Source organism: Pacificispira sp. (assembly GCF_965228185.1).
GTDB lineage: Bacteria > Pseudomonadota > Alphaproteobacteria > UBA8366 > Aestuariispiraceae > Pacificispira.
Genome location: NZ_CBDDHE010000006.1, coordinates 1 through 21,165 on the forward strand (window position 1 = coordinate 1; position 21,165 = coordinate 21,165).

Annotated in this window: 20 protein-coding genes; 9 read left to right on the plus strand and 11 right to left on the minus strand. The window is 63.0% G+C overall.

Features of this window, described 5'->3' with window-relative positions:
- The first annotated feature begins 156 nt into the window (after positions 1–156).
- On the plus strand, positions 157–1,080 hold the full coding sequence (locus ACO06O_RS10815) for a LysR substrate-binding domain-containing protein (protein WP_421879432.1): 924 nt from the start codon (positions 157–159) through the stop codon (positions 1,078–1,080).
- Here ACO06O_RS10815 and arsB read toward each other — a convergent pair.
- The 4 genes from arsB to ACO06O_RS10835 all read right to left on the minus strand — a co-directional run bounded on the left by arsB (position 1,077) and on the right by ACO06O_RS10835 (position 4,632).
- Positions 1,077–2,138 (minus strand): ACR3 family arsenite efflux transporter, encoded by a 1,062-nt coding sequence (gene arsB, locus ACO06O_RS10820; protein ID WP_421879435.1) that lies wholly within the window; start codon positions 2,136–2,138, stop codon positions 1,077–1,079. The genes ACO06O_RS10815 and arsB overlap by 4 nt on opposite strands.
- Before the next feature lie 7 nt (positions 2,139–2,145).
- Positions 2,146–2,655: an arsenate reductase ArsC gene (locus ACO06O_RS10825; protein ID WP_421879438.1), complete on the minus strand. Its 510-nt coding sequence runs from the start codon at positions 2,653–2,655 to the stop codon at positions 2,146–2,148.
- A 272-nt stretch (positions 2,656–2,927) separates the two neighbouring features.
- Entirely contained in the window at positions 2,928–3,980 is a 1,053-nt protein-coding gene (gene speB / locus ACO06O_RS10830) for an agmatinase (protein WP_421879441.1), read from the minus strand.
- Positions 3,981–4,116: 136 nt separating this feature from the next.
- On the minus strand, positions 4,117–4,632 hold the full coding sequence (locus tag ACO06O_RS10835) for an acyloxyacyl hydrolase (RefSeq protein ID WP_420420271.1): 516 nt from the start codon (positions 4,630–4,632) through the stop codon (positions 4,117–4,119).
- Between the two features lie 319 nt (positions 4,633–4,951).
- On the opposite strand from ACO06O_RS10835, the gene rpmB reads away from it, so the two are divergent.
- A complete protein-coding gene (rpmB, locus tag ACO06O_RS10840) occupies positions 4,952–5,245 on the plus strand; it encodes a 50S ribosomal protein L28 (protein WP_420420270.1) in 294 nt (97 codons plus the stop codon).
- Positions 5,246–5,299: 54 nt separating this feature from the next.
- On the opposite strand, the gene queG is transcribed toward rpmB, so the two are convergent.
- The 4 genes from queG to ACO06O_RS10860 are packed head-to-tail and all read right to left on the minus strand — an operon-like array spanning position 5,300 to position 9,188.
- Positions 5,300–6,409, minus strand: a complete 1,110-nt coding sequence (gene queG, locus ACO06O_RS10845; protein WP_421879445.1) for a tRNA epoxyqueuosine(34) reductase QueG — start codon at positions 6,407–6,409, stop codon at positions 5,300–5,302.
- Positions 6,410–6,416: 7 nt separating this feature from the next.
- Positions 6,417–7,544, minus strand: a complete 1,128-nt coding sequence (gene tgt, locus ACO06O_RS10850; protein ID WP_421879448.1) for a tRNA guanosine(34) transglycosylase Tgt — start codon at positions 7,542–7,544, stop codon at positions 6,417–6,419.
- A complete protein-coding gene (gene queA / locus ACO06O_RS10855; protein WP_421879452.1) occupies positions 7,541–8,599 on the minus strand; it encodes a tRNA preQ1(34) S-adenosylmethionine ribosyltransferase-isomerase QueA in 1,059 nt (352 codons plus the stop codon). The genes tgt and queA overlap by 4 nt, the downstream gene beginning before the upstream one ends.
- A 7-nt stretch (positions 8,600–8,606) precedes the next feature.
- Entirely contained in the window at positions 8,607–9,188 is a 582-nt protein-coding gene (locus ACO06O_RS10860) for a queuosine precursor transporter (RefSeq protein ID WP_421879455.1), read from the minus strand.
- A gap of 257 nt (positions 9,189–9,445) precedes the next feature.
- On the opposite strand from ACO06O_RS10860, the gene ACO06O_RS10865 reads away from it, so the two are divergent.
- Positions 9,446–12,430, plus strand: a complete 2,985-nt coding sequence (locus ACO06O_RS10865; protein ID WP_421879458.1) for a hypothetical protein — start codon at positions 9,446–9,448, stop codon at positions 12,428–12,430.
- A 12-nt stretch (positions 12,431–12,442) separates the two neighbouring features.
- On the opposite strand, the gene ACO06O_RS10870 is transcribed toward ACO06O_RS10865, so the two are convergent.
- The gene (locus ACO06O_RS10870) at positions 12,443–13,705 is read right to left on the minus strand and encodes an O-antigen ligase family protein (protein WP_421879461.1); all 1,263 of its coding nucleotides are present in this window, start codon (positions 13,703–13,705) and stop codon (positions 12,443–12,445) included.
- Positions 13,706–13,833: 128 nt separating this feature from the next.
- Here ACO06O_RS10870 and ACO06O_RS10875 point away from each other — a divergent pair, with 128 nt between their 5' ends.
- From ACO06O_RS10875 to ACO06O_RS10885, 3 genes are read left to right on the plus strand one after another with little or no spacing between them, the layout of a single operon-like run.
- The gene (locus tag ACO06O_RS10875) at positions 13,834–14,955 is read left to right on the plus strand and encodes an alpha/beta fold hydrolase (protein WP_421879464.1); all 1,122 of its coding nucleotides are present in this window, start codon (positions 13,834–13,836) and stop codon (positions 14,953–14,955) included.
- Positions 14,956–14,988: 33 nt separating this feature from the next.
- Positions 14,989–16,050 carry a low-specificity L-threonine aldolase gene (gene ltaE, locus ACO06O_RS10880; RefSeq protein ID WP_421879467.1) on the plus strand — a complete coding sequence of 354 codons (1,062 nt, stop codon included), beginning with the start codon at positions 14,989–14,991 and terminating at the stop codon, positions 16,048–16,050.
- Complete coding sequence (locus tag ACO06O_RS10885) at positions 16,047–16,727, plus strand: DUF6134 family protein (RefSeq protein ID WP_421879470.1); 681 nt, start codon at positions 16,047–16,049, stop codon at positions 16,725–16,727. The genes ltaE and ACO06O_RS10885 overlap by 4 nt, the downstream gene beginning before the upstream one ends.
- Before the next feature lie 3 nt (positions 16,728–16,730).
- On the opposite strand, the gene carA is transcribed toward ACO06O_RS10885, so the two are convergent.
- Positions 16,731–17,930 carry a glutamine-hydrolyzing carbamoyl-phosphate synthase small subunit gene (gene carA, locus ACO06O_RS10890; RefSeq protein ID WP_421879473.1) on the minus strand — a complete coding sequence of 400 codons (1,200 nt, stop codon included), beginning with the start codon at positions 17,928–17,930 and terminating at the stop codon, positions 16,731–16,733.
- A 275-nt stretch (positions 17,931–18,205) separates the two neighbouring features.
- Between carA and ACO06O_RS10895 the strand changes: the two genes are divergently transcribed.
- The gene (locus tag ACO06O_RS10895; protein ID WP_421881103.1) at positions 18,206–18,661 is read left to right on the plus strand and encodes a GatB/YqeY domain-containing protein; all 456 of its coding nucleotides are present in this window, start codon (positions 18,206–18,208) and stop codon (positions 18,659–18,661) included.
- Between the two features lie 204 nt (positions 18,662–18,865).
- Here ACO06O_RS10895 and ACO06O_RS10900 read toward each other — a convergent pair whose 3' ends face one another.
- Positions 18,866–19,507 carry a TlpA family protein disulfide reductase gene (locus ACO06O_RS10900; RefSeq protein WP_421879476.1) on the minus strand — a complete coding sequence of 214 codons (642 nt, stop codon included), beginning with the start codon at positions 19,505–19,507 and terminating at the stop codon, positions 18,866–18,868.
- Between the two features lie 47 nt (positions 19,508–19,554).
- On the opposite strand from ACO06O_RS10900, the gene argH reads away from it, so the two are divergent.
- Complete coding sequence (gene argH, locus ACO06O_RS10905) at positions 19,555–20,937, plus strand: argininosuccinate lyase (protein WP_421879480.1); 1,383 nt, start codon at positions 19,555–19,557, stop codon at positions 20,935–20,937.
- A gap of 27 nt (positions 20,938–20,964) precedes the next feature.
- Positions 20,965–21,126 (plus strand): hypothetical protein, encoded by a 162-nt coding sequence (locus ACO06O_RS10910; protein WP_420420256.1) that lies wholly within the window; start codon positions 20,965–20,967, stop codon positions 21,124–21,126.
- Positions 21,127–21,165: the final 39 nt, after the last annotated feature.

Consider the following 21,165-nt stretch of genomic DNA (forward strand, 5'->3'; position numbering starts at 1 on the left):
AGCCGCGCCGCCATGCGGCGCCCCATCGCGCCCATTCCTAGAAAAGCAATCTTTTGCACATTGGCCTCCTTGGCGTTTCTGTTTGGCCGTCGTACCCGGATTGAGTACCGCATTAAATATTGCTCCACGCATGATATTCATGCATTTTTCGCATTAATGGATCTGTCTACGCTCAGTCTGCTTTCGGATGTCGCCCGGCTCGGCAGTTTCGCGGCGGTCGCCCGTGAACGGGATGTCGACCCTTCCGCCATCTCCCGGGCGGTGGCGGCGGCGGAGGATGAACTGGCCTTGCGCCTGTTTCAACGCACCACCCGCCGGGTCGCGCTGACAGAGGCAGGTGCGGCCTATCTCGCCCGGATCGAACCGCTGATCGAGGAGTTGGAACAGGCCCGACAGGAGGCAACCGACCTTGCGGCGCGGCCCATGGGAACGATCCGGCTGACCGCGTCGATTGCCTTCACGCAGGTCTGCCTTGTGCCCTTGTTACCCGCGTTCCGGGCCGCCTTCCCCGACCTGGCGCTCGACCTGATCGCCAGTGACGGGCAGCTCGACCTGGTCGAAAACGGCATCGACTTGGCGATCCGGTTGGGTCCACCGCCGGAGACCGATGTGATTGCGACCCGCCTTCGAACGACCCGATATCGGGTCTGCGTGTCCCCGGCTTACCAGCAGGATCCCGCCACGCGATTGGACCATCCCAGCGACCTGACGCGGCGCAGGTGCTTGCGACAATCCCTACCGGAATACCAATCGCGCTGGATGTTTCGCGATGGCGCCGGACAGGAAACAGAAGTACCGGTCACCGGCGATCTGCGCGTTTCCAACGCCATCGCTTTGCGGGATTGCGCCGAAATGGGGTTGGGGCCGGCCTTGCTGGTGGATTGGCTGACGGCAGACGCTTTCGCGCAGGGGCGGCTGATCGATCCGTTTCCCGGCCACACGGCCTATGCCAGCAGCGCGGATACCGGTATCTGGCTGATCTATTCCAGCCGCCGCTATCTGCCGCTGAAGACCCGCGTCACCCTGGACTTTCTGAAGGCGCATTTGCCGTCACGGCTGGGTCCGGTGACGGCATCCTAGACGGATCGGCTTTCCGGAAACAGATGCCGGGTCCGATTGGCGAAGGCGACAAGCGACAGCATCACGGGCACTTCGACCAGCACGCCCACGACCGTCGCCAGTGCGGCACCGGAGTTCAGGCCGAACAGGCTGATTGCCACCGCGACGGCCAGTTCGAAGAAATTCGATGTACCGATCAGCGCGGCCGGGGCAGCGGTCGAGAACGGGACCTTCCACAGATAAGCCCAACCATAGGCGATGATGAAAATCCCATAGCTTTGGACCAGCAAAGGGACCGCTATCAGGACGATCACCAGCGGGTTTCCGACGATCGTTTCCGCCTGGAACCCGAATAGCAGGATCACCGTCGCCAAAAGACCGATCACCGAAAAGGGCTTCATCCGCGCGGTAAAGGATGCGATGCGGTTGGTATCGCCCGACCGGTCCAGCCGTTTGCGCGTCACATAGCCCGCCGCCAGCGGCACCAGAACATACAGCAGGACCGACAGCAGCAGCGTGTCCCACGGAACGACGACATCCGTCACGCCCAGCAGCAACGCCGCGATCGGGGCGAAGGCGAAGATCATGATGACGTCGTTCACCGACACCTGGACCAGGGTATAATTGGCATCCCCCCGGACAAGCTGGCTCCAGACGAACACCATCGCGGTGCAGGGCGCGACGCCCAGGAGAATCACGCCGGCAATATAGGATTGCGCGTCACGCGGATCGATCAGCCCGGCAAACAGATGCTCAAAGAACAGCACCCCCAGAAACGCCATCGTGAACGGCTTGATCAGCCAGTTCACGACAAGGGTGATGCACAACCCCTTCGGCCGCTTGCCGACATCCGCGATCGACGCGAAATCGACATTCACCATCATGGGATAGATCATCACCCAGATGAAGACGGCGACGACCAGATTGACGCTGGCATATTCCAGCCCGGCGACCGCTTCGAACAGCCCGGGCACGGCCAATCCAAGGCCGATTCCGGTGACGATGCAGACCGCCACCCAGACCGACAGGAACCGTTCGAAGACGCCGATGGGAGAAGGGACGGAATCGCTAACGGACATCACGCACTCAAACCATTTCCTTCGCCTTGCCCCCCATCTCGTCCAGACGACGCTGCAGGCTCAGGCGATCCAGCGCCGCCAGGGGCAGATTTACAAAGACGGATATCCGATTGGCGAGTTGCCCATAAACATCGGCGAAACCTGCCCGAATTTCCGCTTCCGTTCCTTCCACAGCGACCGGGTCGGTGCAACCCCAATGCGCGGTCATCGGCTTGCCCGGCCATGTCGGGCAAACCTCGTTCGCGGTCTGGTCGCAGACGGTGAAGACGAAATCCATCTTCGGCGCGTCGTCGGACGAAAACTCGTCCCAGTTTTTCGAGCGCAACCTGTCGACGGGATGATTGAACTTTTGCAGCAGGTCGGCCGCATAGGGATGCACCTCGCCGCGCGGATGGCTTCCGGCGGAATAGGCCTTGAACCGGCCCGTGCCTTCCCGTTCCAGGATCGCCTCGGCCATGATGGATCGGGCCGAGTTGCCACGGCACAGAAAGAGCACGTTGAAGATCTTCTCACTCATGGTTCTTGCTCCCGCACGAGTTTGAGACCGACCTTGCGTGGGGATTAAGGCCGGTCCGGACACTTCAGCAAGACCCGAAAGGACCACCGGGCATCCGCCCGCCAATCGTGACGGATCGCAGTCGACGGCGGGCCCAACATCGACACGGAAAGACGATGCGTCGCCCATCGCGCGCGGAGGGTATCAAGACTGCATGACCAAGTTGAGACAGTGAGGGCAGAAATTTAGATGGCGGGAATCCTCCCCACCATTCCTGGCCGAACGGCCGCCCGTTATCTCTCCGCCTTGGGAAGCGAGGGACTGAACTGAATCAGGCTGAGGATTTCGAACAGCATTTGCGCCCCGGCATGGGCGGTGTTTGCGGTGGCGTCGTAGGATGGCGCGACTTCGACGACATCGCCGCCGATGAAGTTCAACCCTTTCAGACCGCGAATGATCGCCATGGCCTCGCGCGTGGTCAGACCGCCGATCTCGGGCGTGCCGGTGCCGGGCGCGAAAGCCGGATCCAGACCGTCGATGTCGAATGTGAAATAGGTCGGACCATCGCCGATCACAGCCCGCGCCTTGGCGACAATGGCATCGATGCCCATCGCGGCGATGTCCTTCGCCTCGATCACGGTCATGCCCGCCTCCTCGGAGAATTCCCAGATATAGCCGGCGGCACCGCGAATGCCGATCTGGATGCAGCGTTCGGGGTCCAGGACACCGTCCATCACGGCATTCCGGAATGGGCCGCCATGATGGAACTTCTCACCTTCATAGGCGCCGCCCGTATCGCAATGGGCATCGATATGAACCATGCCGACCGGGCGATCCTTGCCCAGGGCGCGCATGATCGGATGGGTCACGGAATGATCGCCGCCGACCCCAACCGGTATGACATTGGCGGACACCATGCGCGCCACGAAAGTTTCGATGTCTTCCAAGCTTTTGTGCAATTCGAACCGGCTGCGGAAGGGCACGTCGCCGATATCCGCCACGGCCATCTGATGCAGCGGCGCAGTGTGGTGGAAGTCGTTATAGGGCCCGACCCGTTCGATGGCGCGGATGGCCCGCGGTCCGAATCGCGCGCCGGTCCGGTTGGTCACGCCCAGATCCATCGGCATGCCGTAAAGCGCGACCTGCAATCCCTCCAATGCGTCATCGCCACTGCGTGCCGGGGCATCCAGCAGGGTCGGGAAACCGGCATAAGGTGCGGGCCGATTGCCACCCTGGGAGAAAATATGTTCCGCAATTTCCTGATAGTCGGGATTGATCAGATCGCCACCAGTCATGCCGTCGAATTTCTTGCGCAGCGCGGCGAGCTTTTCTTCCGTCCAGGCCATCCCGATACCTCTTTCATACGACGTTTTCGACCATTGGGTCGCGGTATAGTGCGGAGACGAAGGCGCAAATTCAAACCGGATATGAAAAAGGCCGGCCCCGAGGGTCCGGCCTTCCGTTTACCCCGGCTTCCCCCGGTCAGTCGCTGAACAAGCGGTTGAACGGATAGGAGTAATGGATGGTCGCGACTTCGGTGCCCGGATTGTTTTCGTCCAGGCTGGCATTCGACAGGTGATAGAAGCTCAGGCCCAGGCGGGATCGGTCGTCGAAGCGATAGGCGAACTCGATCGCCGAACGGAACTCGATCGGATAGCCGAGATCCTTGCCGTCGCCGTCATGATACAGACCCGGCGCGAAGGACGGGGTGATGACGAAACGGCGGCCCATGAACAGATCCAGGCGAACGCCGGCATAGCCGTAGAACGCGCTGTCCGTCGTGGCCATCACGCCGACAAAAGGATTGAACACCCACCATTTGGAGCCGGAAATGTATTCCATGTGGAATTCACCGGCGCCCATATCGTCGTTCACGTCGTAATAGCCCGCGCCGAAGCGGATGAAAGACGGCTCCTTGCCGTCTTCTTCGGCCATGGCCGGCAGTGCCGAAGCCAGGACGACGGCCAGTGCCGCCAGAATGGTTTTCGTACCGCGCATAACGCTACACACCCCCAGAACCGAAATATTTCGATGCCGCATTCTTGCGGAACGACGTGACGATGCCGCAAAAGGCCTCTGATTTCACGCGAAAAATCGGTTTCAGACAATTATCGATGGATTTCTCTGTCGCGAATGGGCAACAGTGGCCGAAATCCGGGCTTGCGGACTTGACGCCCTGGGGTCCGATACTCTAAAAAGCGCCGCTTTCCGGGCCGTGCGGGCCTGGAGAAGACGCTTATAAACAAGCAATAACGCGAAAGAAGGTGCGGTTTTCAAGGACCGTGCGGAACTTTCGATAGACTGAAAGGAATGAACCATGTCTCGTCGCTGCGAGATTTCCGGCAAGGGTGTGATGACGGGTAACAACGTCTCGCACGCCATGAACCACTCCCGTCGGCGCTTCCTGCCGAACCTGCACGTCGTCCGCCTGCAGAGCGATATTCTGGGCGAACGCGTGAAGATGCGCCTGTCGACCCGCGCCATGCGCACCGTCGACAAGAAGGGCGGGATCGACGATTTCCTGCTGAACACGCCGGACCGTAAGCTGACGGACGAAGCGAAGAAGCTGAAGCGCCGCATCGAAAAGCGCCAGGCCGCCATCGCCGCGTAAGTCACGCGCATATCATTCCGATCAGGCCCGCCCTTACCGGCGGGCCTTTTCGTTTCAGCGGTCCCATTCTTCCAGGACCTGAGGGTCGGATTCGGCGGACCGGAGGCGCTGTCGACAGGCTGCCGCGGTCTCAGGCGCCAAGCGCCGCAATGCCCAGACCGCCGCCCCACGCACCGTCGCGTCCTCATCTTCCAGCAATCCCGCGATCGGTTCCGCCAGTTCTGCATCACGACTGTTGCCGCTGGCGATCAGAACGTTGCGCATGAAGCGACTGCGTCCGATGCGCTTGACCGGGCTGGCGGTAAACAGGGACCGGAAGCCCGCATCGTCCAAGACCAGATAATCACGCAATGTCGCGCCGCGTACGCCGTCGCGAGGCAGGAACGCGCTTTCCTGGGTCGGAACCGCAAATTTGTTCCACGGACAGACCGCCAGGCAATCGTCGCAGCCATAGATCCGGTTGCCCATCGCCTCCCGGAACTCGACCGGTATCGGCCCTTTATGCTCGATCGTCAGATAGCTGATGCAGCGCCTGGCATCCAATGTATAGGGTGTGGGAAAGGCGTCGGTCGGACAGATGTCCAGGCACCGTCGACAGCCGCCGCAATGATCCCCCTCCACCGCGTCGGGGACCAACTCCAGGGTGGTGTAGATTTCCCCCAGAAACAGCCACGACCCGAAATCCCGCGACACCAGATTGCTGTGCTTTCCTTGCCAGCCGATACCGGCCAGCGCGGCCAACGGCTTTTCCATGACCGGCGCGGTATCGACAAAGACCTTCACCTCGCAATCGAAGCTCTCCGCCATCCAGCGCGCGACCCGTTTCAGGCGCTTCTTGATCAGGTCGTGATAATCGCGATTCCGGGCATAGCAGGAAATGTTGGCGAGTTCCGGCCGATCCAGTAGGTCCATCGGATCGTCTTCCGGGCCATAATTGGTCCCCAGTACAAGGACGCTGCGCACCTCGGGCCACAGGTCCTTGGGCGATCGGCGGCGGTCCAGCTTGTCGGCCATCCAGGTCATTTCGCCATGCTGACCTTGGGACACGAACTCTTCGAGGCGGCGTTGCTCGCGTTCGCCCATCGCCGCCGCTGCGACGCCCGCGACGCTGAATCCCTCGTCCAGCGCCCGCACCAGTATTCGCGATTTCGGATCGTCGGTCATCGTCCCGTCACAGTGGCGGGATATCACCGCCCGCGCGTTCCTCGTTGAAGGCGGCCTCGAAATCCTCGAACCGCCGCTCCTGAATGGCCTGCCGCATGCCGGCCATCAACTGCTGATAATAGGCGATATTGTGCCAGGACAGCAGCATCGGCCCCAACATCTCCTGCGCCTTGGTCAGGTGATGCAGATAGGCGCGGCTGTAATTGCGGCAGCACGGGCAAGGACAGTTCTCGTCCAGGGGCCGGGGATCGGCGGCATGGCGGGCATTCTTGAGATTGACGGTGCCGCGCCTTGTGAAGGCCTGGGCATTGCGGCCGGACCGGGTCGGCAGGACGCAGTCGAACATGTCGATGCCGCGCTTCACCGCGCCGACCAGATCATCCGGCTTGCCGACGCCCATCAGATAGCGGGGCCGATCCTGGGGCATGGCCGGCATGGTGAAATCCAGGGTGGAGAACATCAGTTCCTGCCCCTCGCCCACCGCCAGGCCACCGACCGCATAGCCGTCGAAGCCGATATCCGTCAGGGCCTCAATCGACTGGTGGCGCAGGTCTTCGTAGACGCTGCCCTGGACGATGCCGAACAGGCCATAGCCCGGACGGCGCGCGAATGCGTCACGCGACCGCGCGGCCCAGCGCATCGACAGTTCCATCGACGCCTTCGCTGTTTCGTGATCGGCGGGATAGGGCGTGCATTCGTCGAAGGCCATGGTGATATCGGCATCCAGCAGCCGCTGAATTTCCATCGAGCTTTCCGGCCACAGGGAATAGTAGCTGCCGTCGACATGGCTGCGGAAGCGCACGCCCTCTTCGGTGATCTTGCGCAGCGCCGCCAGGGACATGACCTGATAGCCGCCGGAATCGGTCAGGATCGGCCCCGGCCAGTTCATGAATTTGTGCAGGCCGCCCAGTTCCGCGACCCGTTCCGCGCCCGGCCGCAGCATCAGGTGATAGGTGTTGCCCAGGACGATCTCAGCCCCGGTTGCGGCGACCGATTCCGGCATCATCGCCTTCACCGTCCCCGCCGTGCCGACCGGCATGAAGGCGGGCGTCTCGATGGTGCCATGGGCGGTCTGGACCTGGCCGCGGCGGGCCATGCCGTCGGTGCCGATCAGGGTGAAGCCGAATTCGGTCATGTATCGTCTCCCGCGCGGTCCAACAGACTGCCGTCGCCATAGGAATAGAAGCGGTATCCGGTCCGAATGGCATGGGCATAGGCGGCCTGCATCCGATCCAGCCCCGCAAAGGCGCTGACCAGCATGAACAAGGTCGAGCGCGGCAGGTGGAAATTGGTCATCAGCCGGTCCACGGCCCGGAATCGGTAGCCCGGCGTGATGAAGATGTCGGTGTCGCCCTCGAAGGGCCGGATCGTGCCATCCGGCGTCGCGGCACTTTCCAGAGTCCGCATCGGGGTCGTGCCGACCGCGACAATGCGGCCGCCCGCGCGCCGGTGATCGTTCAGGCGCTGCGCCGCCTCTGCCGGCAGATGCGCCCATTCGCTGTGCATCTTGTGCTCGGCGGTGTCCTCGACCTTGACCGGCAGAAAAGTTCCGGCGCCGACATGCAGGGTCAGCCGCACGGTCTGCACCCCTTTATCCGCCAGCGCGTCCAGCAATGCAGGGGTGAAATGCAGGCTGGCCGTCGGCGCGGCCACGGCGCCTTCCCGTTCCGCGAAGACGGTCTGATAGGACTCGCGGTCCTTCGCGTCCTGATCTGTATCGCCGCCTTTCGAACGCTTGATATAGGGCGGCAACGGCATGCGGCCGTGACGCCACAGCGCGTCGCGCAGATCCGCGTCGGACAGGGAAAATCGGAAAGTCACCCGGCCGTCCGGCAACTTGTCGACGACCGTTGCTTCCAGTTCGCCGGCGAAAAGGACGGCATCGCCGACCCTCAGCTTCTTGCCCGGCCGGGCGAAGGCATCCCAACTATCGCCGCTCTTCTGTTCGATCAACGTCGCTTCGAAGCTCGCCTCGCCGCGTCTGCCGTCCAGCCGGGTCGGAATGACCTTGGTATCGTTGACGACCAGAAGGTCCCGGTCATCCAACAGCGACGGCAGGTCGGCGATACGGTGATCGCCGAATGCGCCGTCGGCCGGTACGCGCAGCAGGCGCGCCGATTCCCGCGGTTCGGCCGGACCCTGCGCAATACAATGGTCCGGCAGATCGAAATCGAAGAGATCGACGCGCATGCCGGATTCAGGCCGCCGCCTCGCCGTTGCGCGGCGCGGTCGGGAACAGGGCCATCAACGCCCGGAAAACCGGCAGCAGCAAGGTCGCCATCGCCAGCTTGATCCAGAAATCGCCCAACGCCCAGGTCATCCAGGGCAGACCGGTTCCGGCGAAGGCAATGCTGAAAAACAGCGCGGTATCGATGGCCGACCCGACAAAGGACGATACGAAGGGCGCCTTCCACCAAGTCTGGCGGCGCAGCTTGTCGAAGACGAAGACGTCCAGCAATTGCGCGATCAGGAAGGCGCTGCCCGACGCCAGGGCAATGCGCGCATCGGCCAGGATCAGCGACAGGACGACCCCAATGACAAAGCCGAACACGACCACGACCCGGGCCGCGGCGGCACCGAACAGGCGGTTGGTGGTATCGGTCACCAGGAAGGCGATCGGATAGGTGACGGCGCCATAGGTGATCCAGTTCGACAGATCGATGCCGCCGACATGGCCCTGAACCGGAATTTCGACAAGAAAGTTGGACGCCAGAATGATAACGCCCATGGCAATGGTGGCGGGCACAAGCCGGCCAAGGGAGATGGATCCCACCTGCATGGTTGGTTGCTCCTTTCGTGCCGGGCGCGTTCGGGGTCTTATCGTCCACACTCAAGGACCGCCCCAGCGGGAAGGATAGTCCCGCCCCCGGCATCCGCGTAATGGCGCGGGTGATACGGGCTATCCCTGCTGCGGTCAAGGGACAGCGGGGCAGCGGTCGCCGCAGAACACTCAAAACTTCAAAAAACTTCACATAAAACACCAATGGATGTGTTACGTTTACTCGCATAGCGATTATTTATAAGGGGAATCTGACGATGCTTAGCGGAATAAGAGCGCTGTGCGGCGCCTGTATCGCGACAGGCATTTTCATTAGCGGCACGGCAGCGGCCCTTGCGGAAGGGCAGTGCAGCGCCAAGATGGATCGCCCCCTGTTGCCGACGGATGCCGCGCTGTGTGACTCGCTGGCCGTGACGATGCGCGATCCCAGCGCCCTGCCCCTCAACGAATACGAAGCAGTTGTCGGGGAATTTTTCGGCAATTTCTGCCACCGGGACCCCGATAAGGGCTGGGTTCGCGACAAATCGGTACGCGATACCGGCCCCTATACCCAACGCCTGCAGGATGCAAAATGGGTCGGCCAGTATCACGGCACCCACGCCCCCGTGGTGATCTGGTATTCCAAGGAAATGCACGAATGGCTACGGGTGAACCGGCCGGTTAACGAGCACGGAGACCCCATAGAGCCGAAGGAGCGCACGCCGATCCCGGACGGTGCGATCATGGCGAAGGAAATGTACCCGGCGCCGGCATCGCGCTGCGACGTCCCCGATACGAACTATCTGCTGCCGACCAGCGGCATCGCCTTCATGGTCCGCGACAACGACGCGTCTCATGATGGCTGGTTCTGGGGTTGGTATGGGTATGAGGGCTGGGCGCCCGACTGGCCGCCGGGGCCGGACAATGGCGCGCCGCTGCAAGGCTTTGGCCAGTACTGCGTGAACTGCCATGCCTCATCCGAAGAGCATCTGACCTTCGCCAGCCTGAAGAATATCGAAAAGGAGCCAGGCCGGCCGTTGGTCTTCCTCAGTCAGAACTGGACCCTTGCCGACCCGCCCACGTCCCATCACCGGCTGGTCGTTCTGCCCGACGATCCGGCGCCGCGCCTGGGGCAGCCCTTCTATGAATATGGCAGCGCGTTCCTGGATCAATTCGGGAAGACCACGGAGGCCGCGCCGAGTTGGAACAGCGTCGACCGGTTCCCCTCCGCGACATACGACAATGTCTGGGTTCCGGCGGGCAAGGTGACGGCGCATAGCGAGTTCCTGACCTCCGACCAATGTGCCGGCTGTCACGATGCAGGCGGGACCGGTCTGCAATTCTCCATGACGGAGCCGAAGAAGCACACCGATCAGCTGATCAACTATTCCCCATACGGGACGTGGCGCACCTCTCCGATGGGCCTGGCCGGGCGCGATCCGATCTTCTTCGCCCAGTTGGCCAGCGAGACACAGACCTTCCATCCGGATTCGGCCGGGATGATCGAGAATATCTGTCTCGGGTGTCACGGCATCATGGGCCAGCGCCAATTCGCCATCGACAACAAGGAAGCGACCGGCAATTGCGACGCGGACTTTACCCGATCCATGGTCTCCGCCGTGCCCTATCCGCCCGGCAACCCGACCGCCGAGCACGCGAATTACGGGGCATTGGCGCGGGACGGCATTTCCTGCACATCCTGTCACCGGATAGTGCAGACGGATGCGCAGATCGAAGCTGCCCGGAATGCCGCCGAGAATGGCTGCGTCGAGGAACGTCAGGATCTTCTGAATCCGACCAAACTGGGACTGAAAGGCTTCGCGCGGACCGTCACGGGCAGTTTCTGGGTCGGTGCGCCGGACGCGCTGCGCGGTCCGTTCGAGAAGCCGAAGATCATACCGATGAAGCATTCGATCGGTATCGATCCCGTTCATGACGATCAGTTCGCATCCTCGGAACTCTGCGGTACCTGCCACACGGTCCACCTGCCGGTGATGCGGGACAACGAGCCGCTGGGCTATACCTACGAACAGACGACCTATCCGGAATGGCTGTTCAGCGCCTATCGGACCGGCAGCACGCCGAACGGCAAACTGCCGCTGGGTGCCGGCGACCGGGCGCAATCCTGCCTCGACTGCCACATGGTCAACGAGGTCGACGGCAAGCCCATCGTCAGCCAGATCGCGTCGATCCAGGAATTCTCGAACTTCCCGCAGGCCGAATACAACTTGCCGCCGGAGGAGATCGATATCCCCGCCCGATCCGGCTTCGCCCGGCATACGCTGGTCGGGCTGAACGTCTTCCTGATCAAGATGGCCCAGCAATTCCCCGACGTATTCGGCATCCCGACCCAGGATCCCATGCTTGTGTCCAAGGGCGAACCCTCCCTGGTCCGGACGGAACAGGAAATGCTGATTAACGCCGATCACTACACCGCGACCGTCGCGGTGGAAAATGTCGCATTCGGCAAGGACGCTCTGACCGCCACCGTCGCGATCGACAGCAAGGTCGGGCATAAATTCCCGTCCGGTGTTGGCTTCCGCCGCGCCTTCGTCACTTTCGAGGTACTGGACGAACGCGGATCGGTCCTTTGGGCATCCGGCCGGACGAATGGTGCCGGTGTCATCGTCGATGCCGAAGGCGCGCCTATCGAAGGCGAACTGTGGTGGAAGGACGATTGTTCGGGTCTGCGCCATCCTGGCGACCCGAAATTCCAACCCCACCTGCAAACCCTGACCCGCCAGAACCAGGCACAGATCTATCAGGAACTGGTCGTGTCCCCAGCGCCGGTAGAGAAGCCGATGTGCGGGAACAATCCGGCGCCGGGCGGCAATTTGACCACCAGCTTCCTGTCGATCTGCGGCGAGGTGAAGGACAATCGCATTCTGCCGCATGGCTATCTGCCCCTGAAGGACCGGATCGAACTGGCCGAAGCCATCGGTGCAACGGAGGTTCTGGCCCGCGAGGCCGCCGCCCATCATGTCGGCGACGATCCGGACTATAAGTCCGGCGGGGGTGACCGCTTCGACGTCGTCATTCCCCGGTCGGAGCTGACGGGCACGCCGGCCCATGTCCGCGCAACACTGAACTATCAGGCGACGCCGCCGTTCTATCTGCAGGACAGGTTCTGCACCGCAGAAGGACCGGATCGCGACCGACTGTATTTCCTGGCCGGGCACCTGAACCTGGACGGCACGGAGGCAGAGGATTGGAAATTCGAACTGGTCGACAGCGGCAAGGTCGCCGTACCGGGCGAGGACTAGGACGCGGGCGGGCTACCGGCGGGTAATCATCAGCGCCGCGGCCGGGATAGCGAGTATGGCCAGATAGGCGATCTGCCACCAGGCCGCCCAGATCGAGAAATTAGCGAGGGAGCTGGTCCAGAACGCCCCCATCACCGCGATCGCGGCCCAACCGCCCGCCCGACCCCGCAAGGTCAGGCGCCCGACGGCGATCATGCTCAAGATGATCGACGCCGCGAAGAGTATCAGTCCCGGGAACCCTGTCTCGGACAGAATTTCCAGGAACCAGTTATGCGGATGCGCCGGGACGTATTCCTGATTGAAGTCCAGGACTTCCTGCTTCGCGCCCTCGACCTTGTCGATCGCATTGATGCCGTGCCCCAGGATTGGCCGTTCCAGCGCCTTGCCGAAGACAAACCCCCAGATCGCCTGGCGATGCACATCGACGGCGGGCAAGGGCGGATTGTCCCGCACCGCCTCCGTAATGGGGGCGTCCGGCAGTTTCGACAGGATCACGGCCCCGCCGCTCAATGCGGCAACCAGTACACCGGCGATCAGGACGGTGCGGGCGATCCGCCCAAGCCGTCCGGCCACCCACAAGAGTGAGATCGCCCCCACTGCCCCGACGAATCCGCCAAGGGCCGCAAAGGATACCTGGCCCTGCAATCCCAGGATCAACGCCAATCCCGTCACCAGGGCGACGGCCACCGTCAGCCGCACCCATATCTCCGGACGACGCCAGGCGATCCAGATCGCGACGGGCAACGCAATGGACAACAGGGATTTGTAGGAATTGAACATGTCCTGCGGATAGATCGGCCCATCCGTCAGCGGTTTGAACAATCTGAGAAGTCCGGTATCGACCGCCAGCGCCAGGACCGCCAGCACACCAACGCCTGCAAGCCCCAGGACGAAGGCATTCTCTGCCGCGCGCGGCGCGCCCCGCATTTGGGCAGCGGCCTGAATCACCGCGCAGAATGCCAGGCCGAACAGGGCGACCCTCGCGATGACCTCGAACGATCCCGCCGGGTCGGCAGAAAAAACCGCCGACACGGTCCACCAGATCAGCATCACGCCGACGGCAAGGGCCGCGCGCGTCCGCAAGGGCCGAATGAACAGCGTCCGCGAATCCTGCCGCCGCAAAGGAACGAGACTTATGAGCACCGCCAGGCCGAATGCGATCCCCAGCGCCGCATTGCCGAAAGCGGTCAATGGCGCGGCCAATCCCAGCAAGACGCCGAACGTGGTCGCCATCGCGCGGTCCCGCGCGGAAGACTGGGTCTTGGTATCGGTCACGGGGACTTCTCCGGAACTCCGGTATCGACCCGAAGGGCCGGCGCGGCATAAGGTTGGCGTCGCCGAAGACTTACAGAATTCCGCAATCCGCAGCAAGACGCCCACCAGACCCGACAAGGATTCTCGTCATGGCCCGGCCCGTGAAGCGCCTGATTCTCGCCGCCCTCTGCCTGGCCGTATTGGTCGGCGGCGCGGTCGCGCTGATCCGGATCAGTGACACTGGGAACATGCTTTATAAGCGGTACAAGGAAAGCGACCCGTATGTCTTCGAGACCCTGCGACCGGAACTAGCACTGCAGGATGCCTCTGAATTCCTGACCATCAATGACGCGGTTGAACTGCGCAATCGTCGAACGGACTTGGTACGCCTGGTCTATGGCGGCAGCGCGGATCGCGTCGCGGCACGCTATCATCGATTTTCGGTGCCGAGCGCCCTTTGGGACTCAGCACAGACATTATCCGGACTGAAGGGGGCGAGCCGCTTCTATGTCGAACCCGGCCCGGGCGTTCTGTCATTCTTCTACCTTCTGACGCCTGAGGTGCCGCAGGCCGGCAAGGCGCTGATCTATCATCACGGCTTCGCGGGCGATTTCATGCAGGCGGACGGCTTTCTGGAGCGGATGCTGGCGGAAGGATACACGATCGTCGCGTTCAATCAGTTGGGCTATGGCGAAAATTCCCGCGAGGTCCAATGCCCCGGTTCCATCGATCCGGCCTGTGAGATCAATCTGCAATTCGGCCTGCGCGAGTTGGAGAACGGCCTTGCATATCATATCGAACCGGTAAGGGCCGGGATCGATCTTCTGGCGTTTTTGGGTTTCGACCGTATCGACGCCGTCGGGCTTTCGGCCGGCGCAGCGACGGTCGCATTGACCGCGGCCCTCGACGACCGGATCGCCCGGTCGGTCGCGGCCGCCGGAATCCTGCCCTATTATCTGCGCGAAGGACAGGACGCGCCAATCGGAATTGCGGAGTATCCGCCGCTGCGCGAATTGGTCGGCATGATGGATCTGTTCCTGATGGGCGCGGCCGGTGAAGGGCGCGCGCAGATGCATCTGTTCAACCGGTTCGACCGCTGCTGCTTCCGCAACGTGAAGGGCCGCGCCTATGAGCCGGCCCTGACCAAGCACCTGTCCGACCTGGGCGCCGGGGGCGCGTTCACCGTGCGGATCGACGAGACCCATGCGCGCCACAAGATTTCGGATTGGGGTGCCGACCAGATCGTTTCCTTCCTGGCCGCGCCATCCTAGTCTGCACCCTCCCCTCATCCTGGAGCGACGAACATGTATGTAGGCACGGCGAAAGCGGCATTGGGTCACAACGGCAACAGTCTGGTCGACCTGCGCAGCGACACGGTCACGCGCCCGTCCCCCGGCATGCTGGCGGCGATGGCCGCGGCGGAGGTCGGCGACGATGTGTTCGGCGACGATCCGACCGTCATCGCCCTGGAGGAGAAAACCGCCGATCTGTTCGGCAAGGAAGCGGCGCTGTTCCTGTCGACCGGCACGCAAAGCAACCTCTGCGCCATGCTGGCCCATTGCGGGCGGGGCGAGGAGGTGCTGGTCGGGCGCCCCTATCACGTCTTCAGCGCCGAGGCCCATGGCGCATCGGTTCTGGGCGGGATCGCGCTGGATCCGCTGGATGTGAACCCGGATAACAGCATCGATCCGCAATCGGTCCGCAGCGCGGTCAAACCGGACGACCCGCATCTACCGATCACGAAACTGCTCTGCCTGGAAAACACGGTGACCGGCAAAGCGGTGCCGCTGGATAAACAGGAAGCGGCGGCCCAGGCCGCCCGCGATTTCGGACTGGCGGTTCACCTGGACGCGGCGCGGGGTTTCAACGCCGCCGCCGCGCTGGATATCGACGTAAAGACCCTGGCCCGCTGCGCCGACAGCGTGTCCGCCTGCCTGTCAAAAGGCCTTGGCACGCCCGCCGGGACGGTGCTCTGCGGCCCCAAGGACCTGGTCAGGCGCGCGCGACGGTATCGCAAGATGCTGGGCGGCGGCATGCGCCAGGTCGGCATTCTGGCGGCTGCCGGGATTTACGCCCTGGACAATCACGCCCCGCGCATCGCGGAAGACCACGCCCGCGCCGCGACGCTGCGCCAGGGGTTGGCGAACCTGCCGGGGCTGTCGGTCGATCAGGCGCCGAACCAGACGAATATGGTTCTGGTCACGATCACCGCGCCGAATCCAGAGGCCGTCCAGGCAAGCCTGCGCGGCGCCGGGATCGTCACCGGTCTGTCCGGGAGCTTCATGCGCTTGGTGGTGCACCGGGATATCGACGATGCCGGGATCGCGCGCGTCATCGATGCCTTTGCCGGGGCATTGGCGGCGTGATTGGATCTTCCCGACGAACATGGCTTGCCGCACTGGCCATGTTCCTGGCGGTGACAATCCCCGCATCGGCGGAACCCGACGCCCTGTTCGGCGATCTGGCGGGCACGACGCTGTCCTACGATATCAACGTCGGCGACGACCCCTCCGGTCATGCCGAAGGGACAATCCTGCGGACTGAGGACGGCAATTGGGAAGTCCGCATGGAAACGAAGATCGAAGTCGAGGTGATCGGCGGCATCTCGATCTATTCCCTGCACATGTCGGTTTCGGAAATCTATGGAGACGGCGTGCTCGTCGGACTGGATGTGGATGCTCGGGAAAACGATCAGCACAACCGCATGACCGGCCGGATGGAGGGTTCCCAGTTCCGCTTCACCCATAACGGCAAGGTCGGCACCGGGGACCGGCATCTGGTGCCCTCGACCCAGCTCTGGCGCGAACGCATGCTGCAGCGGAAGCGCGTCCTGCATGTCATCGACGGCGAGATGTTCGAACGGCGCGTCTCCGCCATCGGCAAGGAGCGCATTTCGACCGACAAGGGCGTTCTGGACCTGAACGGCTACACCGTCGAATCCCCGGACGAGCGGGCCACCCTCTGGTTCGATCCGGACGGCCTGCTCTACAAGGCGGAGTTGGAACGTCTCGGCGTCACACTGGTCATCCAGCGCCGCGCCTAGACTTTACCCCTTGCGCGCCGCCATCAGGTCGACGAACCGCTGGAAGAGGTAATGGCTGTCCTGCGGACCGGGCGAGGCTTCCGGGTGATACTGCACCGAGAAAATCGGTCGGTCCTTGACCCGGATCCCGGCCAGCGTGCCGTCGAACAGCGAGAAGTGCGTCGCCTCGACATTGGCCGGCAGGCTGTCCTTGTCGACCACGAAGCCATGGTTCTGGCTGGTGATCTCCACCTTCTGGGTGGTCAGGTCCTTGATCGGATGGTTGGCGCCGTGATGGCCCAGATGCATCTTTTTCGTCTTCGCGCCCAGCGCCAGGGCCAGCATCTGGTGGCCGAGGCAGATGCCGAAGACCGGTACGTCGGCGGCCAGCACGCCCTGGATCATCGGGACCGCATAAACGCCGGTCGCCGCCGGATCGCCGGGGCCGTTGGACAGGAAGACGCCGTCCGGACTATGGGACAGGACCTCTTCCGCCGTCGCCGTCGCGGGCAGCACCGTCACCGCACAGCCCAGGGTCGCCAGGCAGCGCAGGATGTTGCGCTTGATGCCGAAATCGATTGCGACGACCTTGAATTTCGGCTCGCCCAGACGGCCATAGCCGCTGTCCAGAACCCAGCGGGTTTCCTCCCACTGATAGGCTTGCGTGCAGGACACGTCCTTCGCCAGGTCCATGCCTTCCAGGCCCGGCCAGTCGCGCGCCTGATTCCACAGGGCCGGCAGATCGAAGACGCCATCGGCATTGTGGCTCAGAACCGCGTTCGGTGCGCCGGCATCGCGAATGCGGCGGCTCAGCCGGCGGGTGTCGACCCCAGTCAGGGCGGGCAGATCATGGGCTTTCAGCCAGCCGTCCAGATGGCTGACGGCGCGAAAATTCGAAGGCTCCGTGATATCGGCGCGCAGGATCGCCCCACAGGCGGCGGGCGTCGTCGTCTCGACATCTTCCAGATTGGCGCCGACATTGCCGATATGCGGGAAGGTGAAGGTCACCATCTGCCCGGCATAGGACGGATCGGTCAGGATTTCCTGATATCCGGTGATCGCCGTGTTGAAGCAGACCTCGCCGACGCGCGTCACTTCCGCTCCCGCACCGCGTCCCCAAAGAACCGTGCCATCCGCCAGCACCAAGGCGGCGGTGGCGCCATCGGGCTTCGGCGCGAATTCGGGGGTGTCGGTGGCGGAAAGCGTGGCAGTCTCAGCAGGCATTGGCGAAAGCGTCCCGTTCGTCAAAGGGTTAGGCGGTCTCCGCCGGTGGGCGGCGCCTGGGCCCCGGAGACGAACCCGCCGGAGACCCGGGGATGAATACGCCCCACGCCCCGAAAGGTCAAGCCGTGGCGGTTTTTATAAAACCTATTAATTACAATAACTTAACAATTTTTCGAATGGTTGCCCCGGTCAATGCCTTGGGGTATGGTCCCGCCCTTCCCGAAGCAGGGGACCATGCGCTATGATCCGGCGCGGCGGGAAATGGGAGACAGGAAATCATGCGTGACGAGCTGAACAAGGCGCTCAAGGAATCCATGCGCGCGAAGGACGACCGCGCCGTGTCGACGCTACGCCTCATCCTCGCGGCCCTGAAGGACCGTGACATCGCCGCCCGCAGCAAGGGCAACAATGACGGGATTTCCGACGACGAACTGCTTCAGATGCTGCAGAGCATGGTGAAGCAGCGCAAGGAATCCATCTCGATGTACGAAAAGGGCGGCCGCCTGGAACTTGCCGAAGGCGAGCAGGCGGAGATCGAGGTCATTCAGCGCTTCCTGCCCAAGCAGATGTCCGACAGCGAAATCGAGACGGAAGTGAAGAGCCTGATCGAGGAAATGGGTGCCACCGGCCTGAAGGAGATGGGCGCGGTCATGGGCGAGTTGCGCACCCGTTTCGCCGGCCGCATGGATTTCGGCAAGGCCTCGCCGATCGTGAAGCAGGCGCTGAGCTGAACTCGTCCCGCACCGTCCTGTGGCCCATGGGACACGGAGTCTAGCGGGATCCAACGGAACGCGGACCGCGATCTGGATCGGCGACCAAGCCCCCTGCCAAGCACCGATCCCGGGAACGCGCGATAACCGATTGCAGCCGCGTGTCCCATTCATACCGACACTCCGCCAGCTTAACGGCGATCAAATGTCCTCCGCGATTTGCGACTAGGTTTCGGTGGTCGCGTTTTTCGGCGTTCCGCCTTCCCCGAGTACATGGCGGATGAGCGCGAGCGCGTCGTCGCCGTCCCATTCGGCGGGACCGGTCAATCCGCCGACCAATCGGCCGGTGGCGTCGATCAGATAGGTCGAGGGCAGCCCCCGGACGCCCAAGGAGCGGCCGAGCTTCAGCTTCGGATCATAGAAAATCTGCAAATCCGGCAGGTTCAGGCGATCGCGGATGAAGGGTTCGGCGACATCCTTGCCGCCCCGGTCCTGGCTGACCGCCAGCAAGCGGAACGGCGCGTCTTTCAGTTCTGCATCGAGACGCGCGAGGCTCGGCATTTCCTTGATGCAGGGCGCGCACCAAGTGGCCCAGAAATTCACCAACAGGACCTCGCCCGCGAAATCCGAGAAATGGCGGACATTGTCGTCACCGTCGAAGAAGGATTGGTTCGGCGCGGGCGCGCGTTCCTTCAACAGAACGAAGCCTTGCATCTCTCCTTGCGTCGGCGGATAGTCCGCGCCCGCGAAGGCTGGTTTTCCAGGCTGCGCGGCGGTGATTCCTGCGCCGATCAGACCGGTCGCGGCAAGGCCGGCGGCGACGGCGCGGCGGGTGGGCTGCGAAAGGCGGTCTGACGGGTCGGTCACGGGGTCACCTCACTGAGACGAACGAAATCTGGTTAGGACGAGACGCGATGTCCAAGAATGATATGTGGGGCGGCCGGTTCTCCGGCGGCCCGGCCGAAATCATGGAAAAGATCAACGCTTCCATCGGCTTCGACAAGGCCCTCTACAAGCAGGACATCCGCGGTTCGTTGGCGCATTCCGACATGCTGGCCGCCCAGGGCGTGATCAGCGCCGGCGATCGCGACGCGATCCACGCCGGGTTGAAAGAGATCGAACAGGAAATCGAGGCCGGGACCTTCGATTTCAAGACGGAACTAGAAGACATCCACATGAATGTGGAATCACGTCTGCGCGAGAAGATCGGCGATCCGGGTGCCCGCCTGCATACCGGCCGCAGCCGCAACGACCAGGTCATCACCGATGTCCGTCTTTGGCTGCGCGACGCGCTGGACGGGATCGATGCGCTGATGGCCGATCTGCAACGTGCCCTGCTGGACAAGGCGGAGATGTATGCCGACACGCTGATGCCCGGCTACACCCATCTGCAAAGCGCGCAGCCGGTGACATTCGGTCATCATCTGATGGCCTATGTCGAAATGGTCGCGCGGGACCGGGGCCGGATGGCCGATTGCCGCAAGCGGTTGAACGAATGTCCCCTGGGCGCGGCGGCATTGGCCGGCACCTCCTTCCCCATCGACCGGCACAAAACGGCCGCAGCACTGGGTTTCGACGGCCCGACCCGCAATTCCATGGACAGCGTCGGCAGCCGGGATTTCATTCTGGAATTCCTGGCCGCCGGATCGATCCACGCGATCCATCTCAGCCGTCTGGCGGAGGAGATCGTGATGTGGATGTCGGACCGCTTCGCCTTCATCAGCCTCAGCGACGCCTTCACCACCGGCTCTTCCATCATGCCGCAGAAGAAGAACCCGGACGCCGCCGAACTGGTCCGCGCCAAGCCGGGCCGCCTGCTGGGCGCCTTCATCAGCGTTTCGACCATGATGAAGGGCCTGCCGATGACCTTCTGCAAGGACATGCAGGAAGACAAGGAACCGCTGTTCGATGCGGTGGAAAGCCTGACGCTGGCCGTCGCCGCGACCGCCGGCATGGTCGACGATTTGAAAGCGCGGCCGGACCGAATGCAGGACGGGCTGAAACAGGGATTCCCGACCGCAACGGATCTGGCCGATTGGCTGGTCCGGGTTCTGGGGCTGCCGTTCCGGGACGCGCATCACGTGACCGGGGCGCTGGTCGCGAAGGCGGAGGCGCGGCAAGTCGATCTGGCCGACCTGACGCTGGAGGAAATGCAGGCTGTGGAAAACCGCATCACCGACGATATATACTCGGTGCTGACGCCCGCCGCCTCCGTCGCCAGCCGCACCAGTTTCGGCGGCACGGCCCCGGCTCGCGTGCGGGAGGCGGTAAAGGCGGCGCGGGCCGAGTATCTGTGACGATTGTGCAAGGGTAAGGACGGTACGATGCGGGACGAACGAAAAGGCGTGTTGCGGCGCGCGGGAACGGTGCTTCTGGTCGCCGTGGCGCTGGCCATGCCCTTGGCCGGATGCGGCAAGAAATCGTCGCCCAAACCGCCCTCCGGGGATCAGGCCCCCTATCCGCAGCAATATCCGGCGCCCGAGTGACGCCCCTTTAGTCCGGACTTGGTCCGGTCCAGAATGAAA

Excerpts from the sequence above, each read along its gene's own strand:
- ACO06O_RS10815 (WP_421879432.1), top strand. The coding sequence starts at position 157 with ATGGATCTGTCTACGCTCAGTCTGCTTTCGGATGTCGCCCGGCTCGGC.
- arsB (WP_421879435.1), bottom strand. The coding sequence starts at position 2,138 with ATGTCCGTTAGCGATTCCGTCCCTTCTCCCATCGGCGTCTTCGAACGG.
- ACO06O_RS10825 (WP_421879438.1), bottom strand. The coding sequence starts at position 2,655 with ATGAGTGAGAAGATCTTCAACGTGCTCTTTCTGTGCCGTGGCAACTCG.
- speB (WP_421879441.1), bottom strand. The coding sequence starts at position 3,980 with ATGGCCTGGACGGAAGAAAAGCTCGCCGCGCTGCGCAAGAAATTCGAC.
- ACO06O_RS10835 (WP_420420271.1), bottom strand. The coding sequence starts at position 4,632 with ATGCGCGGTACGAAAACCATTCTGGCGGCACTGGCCGTCGTCCTGGCT.
- rpmB (WP_420420270.1), top strand. The coding sequence starts at position 4,952 with ATGTCTCGTCGCTGCGAGATTTCCGGCAAGGGTGTGATGACGGGTAAC.
- queG (WP_421879445.1), bottom strand. The coding sequence starts at position 6,409 with ATGACCGACGATCCGAAATCGCGAATACTGGTGCGGGCGCTGGACGAG.
- tgt (WP_421879448.1), bottom strand. The coding sequence starts at position 7,544 with ATGACCGAATTCGGCTTCACCCTGATCGGCACCGACGGCATGGCCCGC.
- queA (WP_421879452.1), bottom strand. The coding sequence starts at position 8,599 with ATGCGCGTCGATCTCTTCGATTTCGATCTGCCGGACCATTGTATTGCG.
- ACO06O_RS10860 (WP_421879455.1), bottom strand. The coding sequence starts at position 9,188 with ATGCAGGTGGGATCCATCTCCCTTGGCCGGCTTGTGCCCGCCACCATT.
- ACO06O_RS10865 (WP_421879458.1), top strand. The coding sequence starts at position 9,446 with ATGCTTAGCGGAATAAGAGCGCTGTGCGGCGCCTGTATCGCGACAGGC.
- ACO06O_RS10875 (WP_421879464.1), top strand. The coding sequence starts at position 13,834 with ATGGCCCGGCCCGTGAAGCGCCTGATTCTCGCCGCCCTCTGCCTGGCC.
- ltaE (WP_421879467.1), top strand. The coding sequence starts at position 14,989 with ATGTATGTAGGCACGGCGAAAGCGGCATTGGGTCACAACGGCAACAGT.
- carA (WP_421879473.1), bottom strand. The coding sequence starts at position 17,930 with ATGCCTGCTGAGACTGCCACGCTTTCCGCCACCGACACCCCCGAATTC.
- argH (WP_421879480.1), top strand. The coding sequence starts at position 19,555 with ATGTCCAAGAATGATATGTGGGGCGGCCGGTTCTCCGGCGGCCCGGCC.
- ACO06O_RS10910 (WP_420420256.1), top strand. The coding sequence starts at position 20,965 with ATGCGGGACGAACGAAAAGGCGTGTTGCGGCGCGCGGGAACGGTGCTT.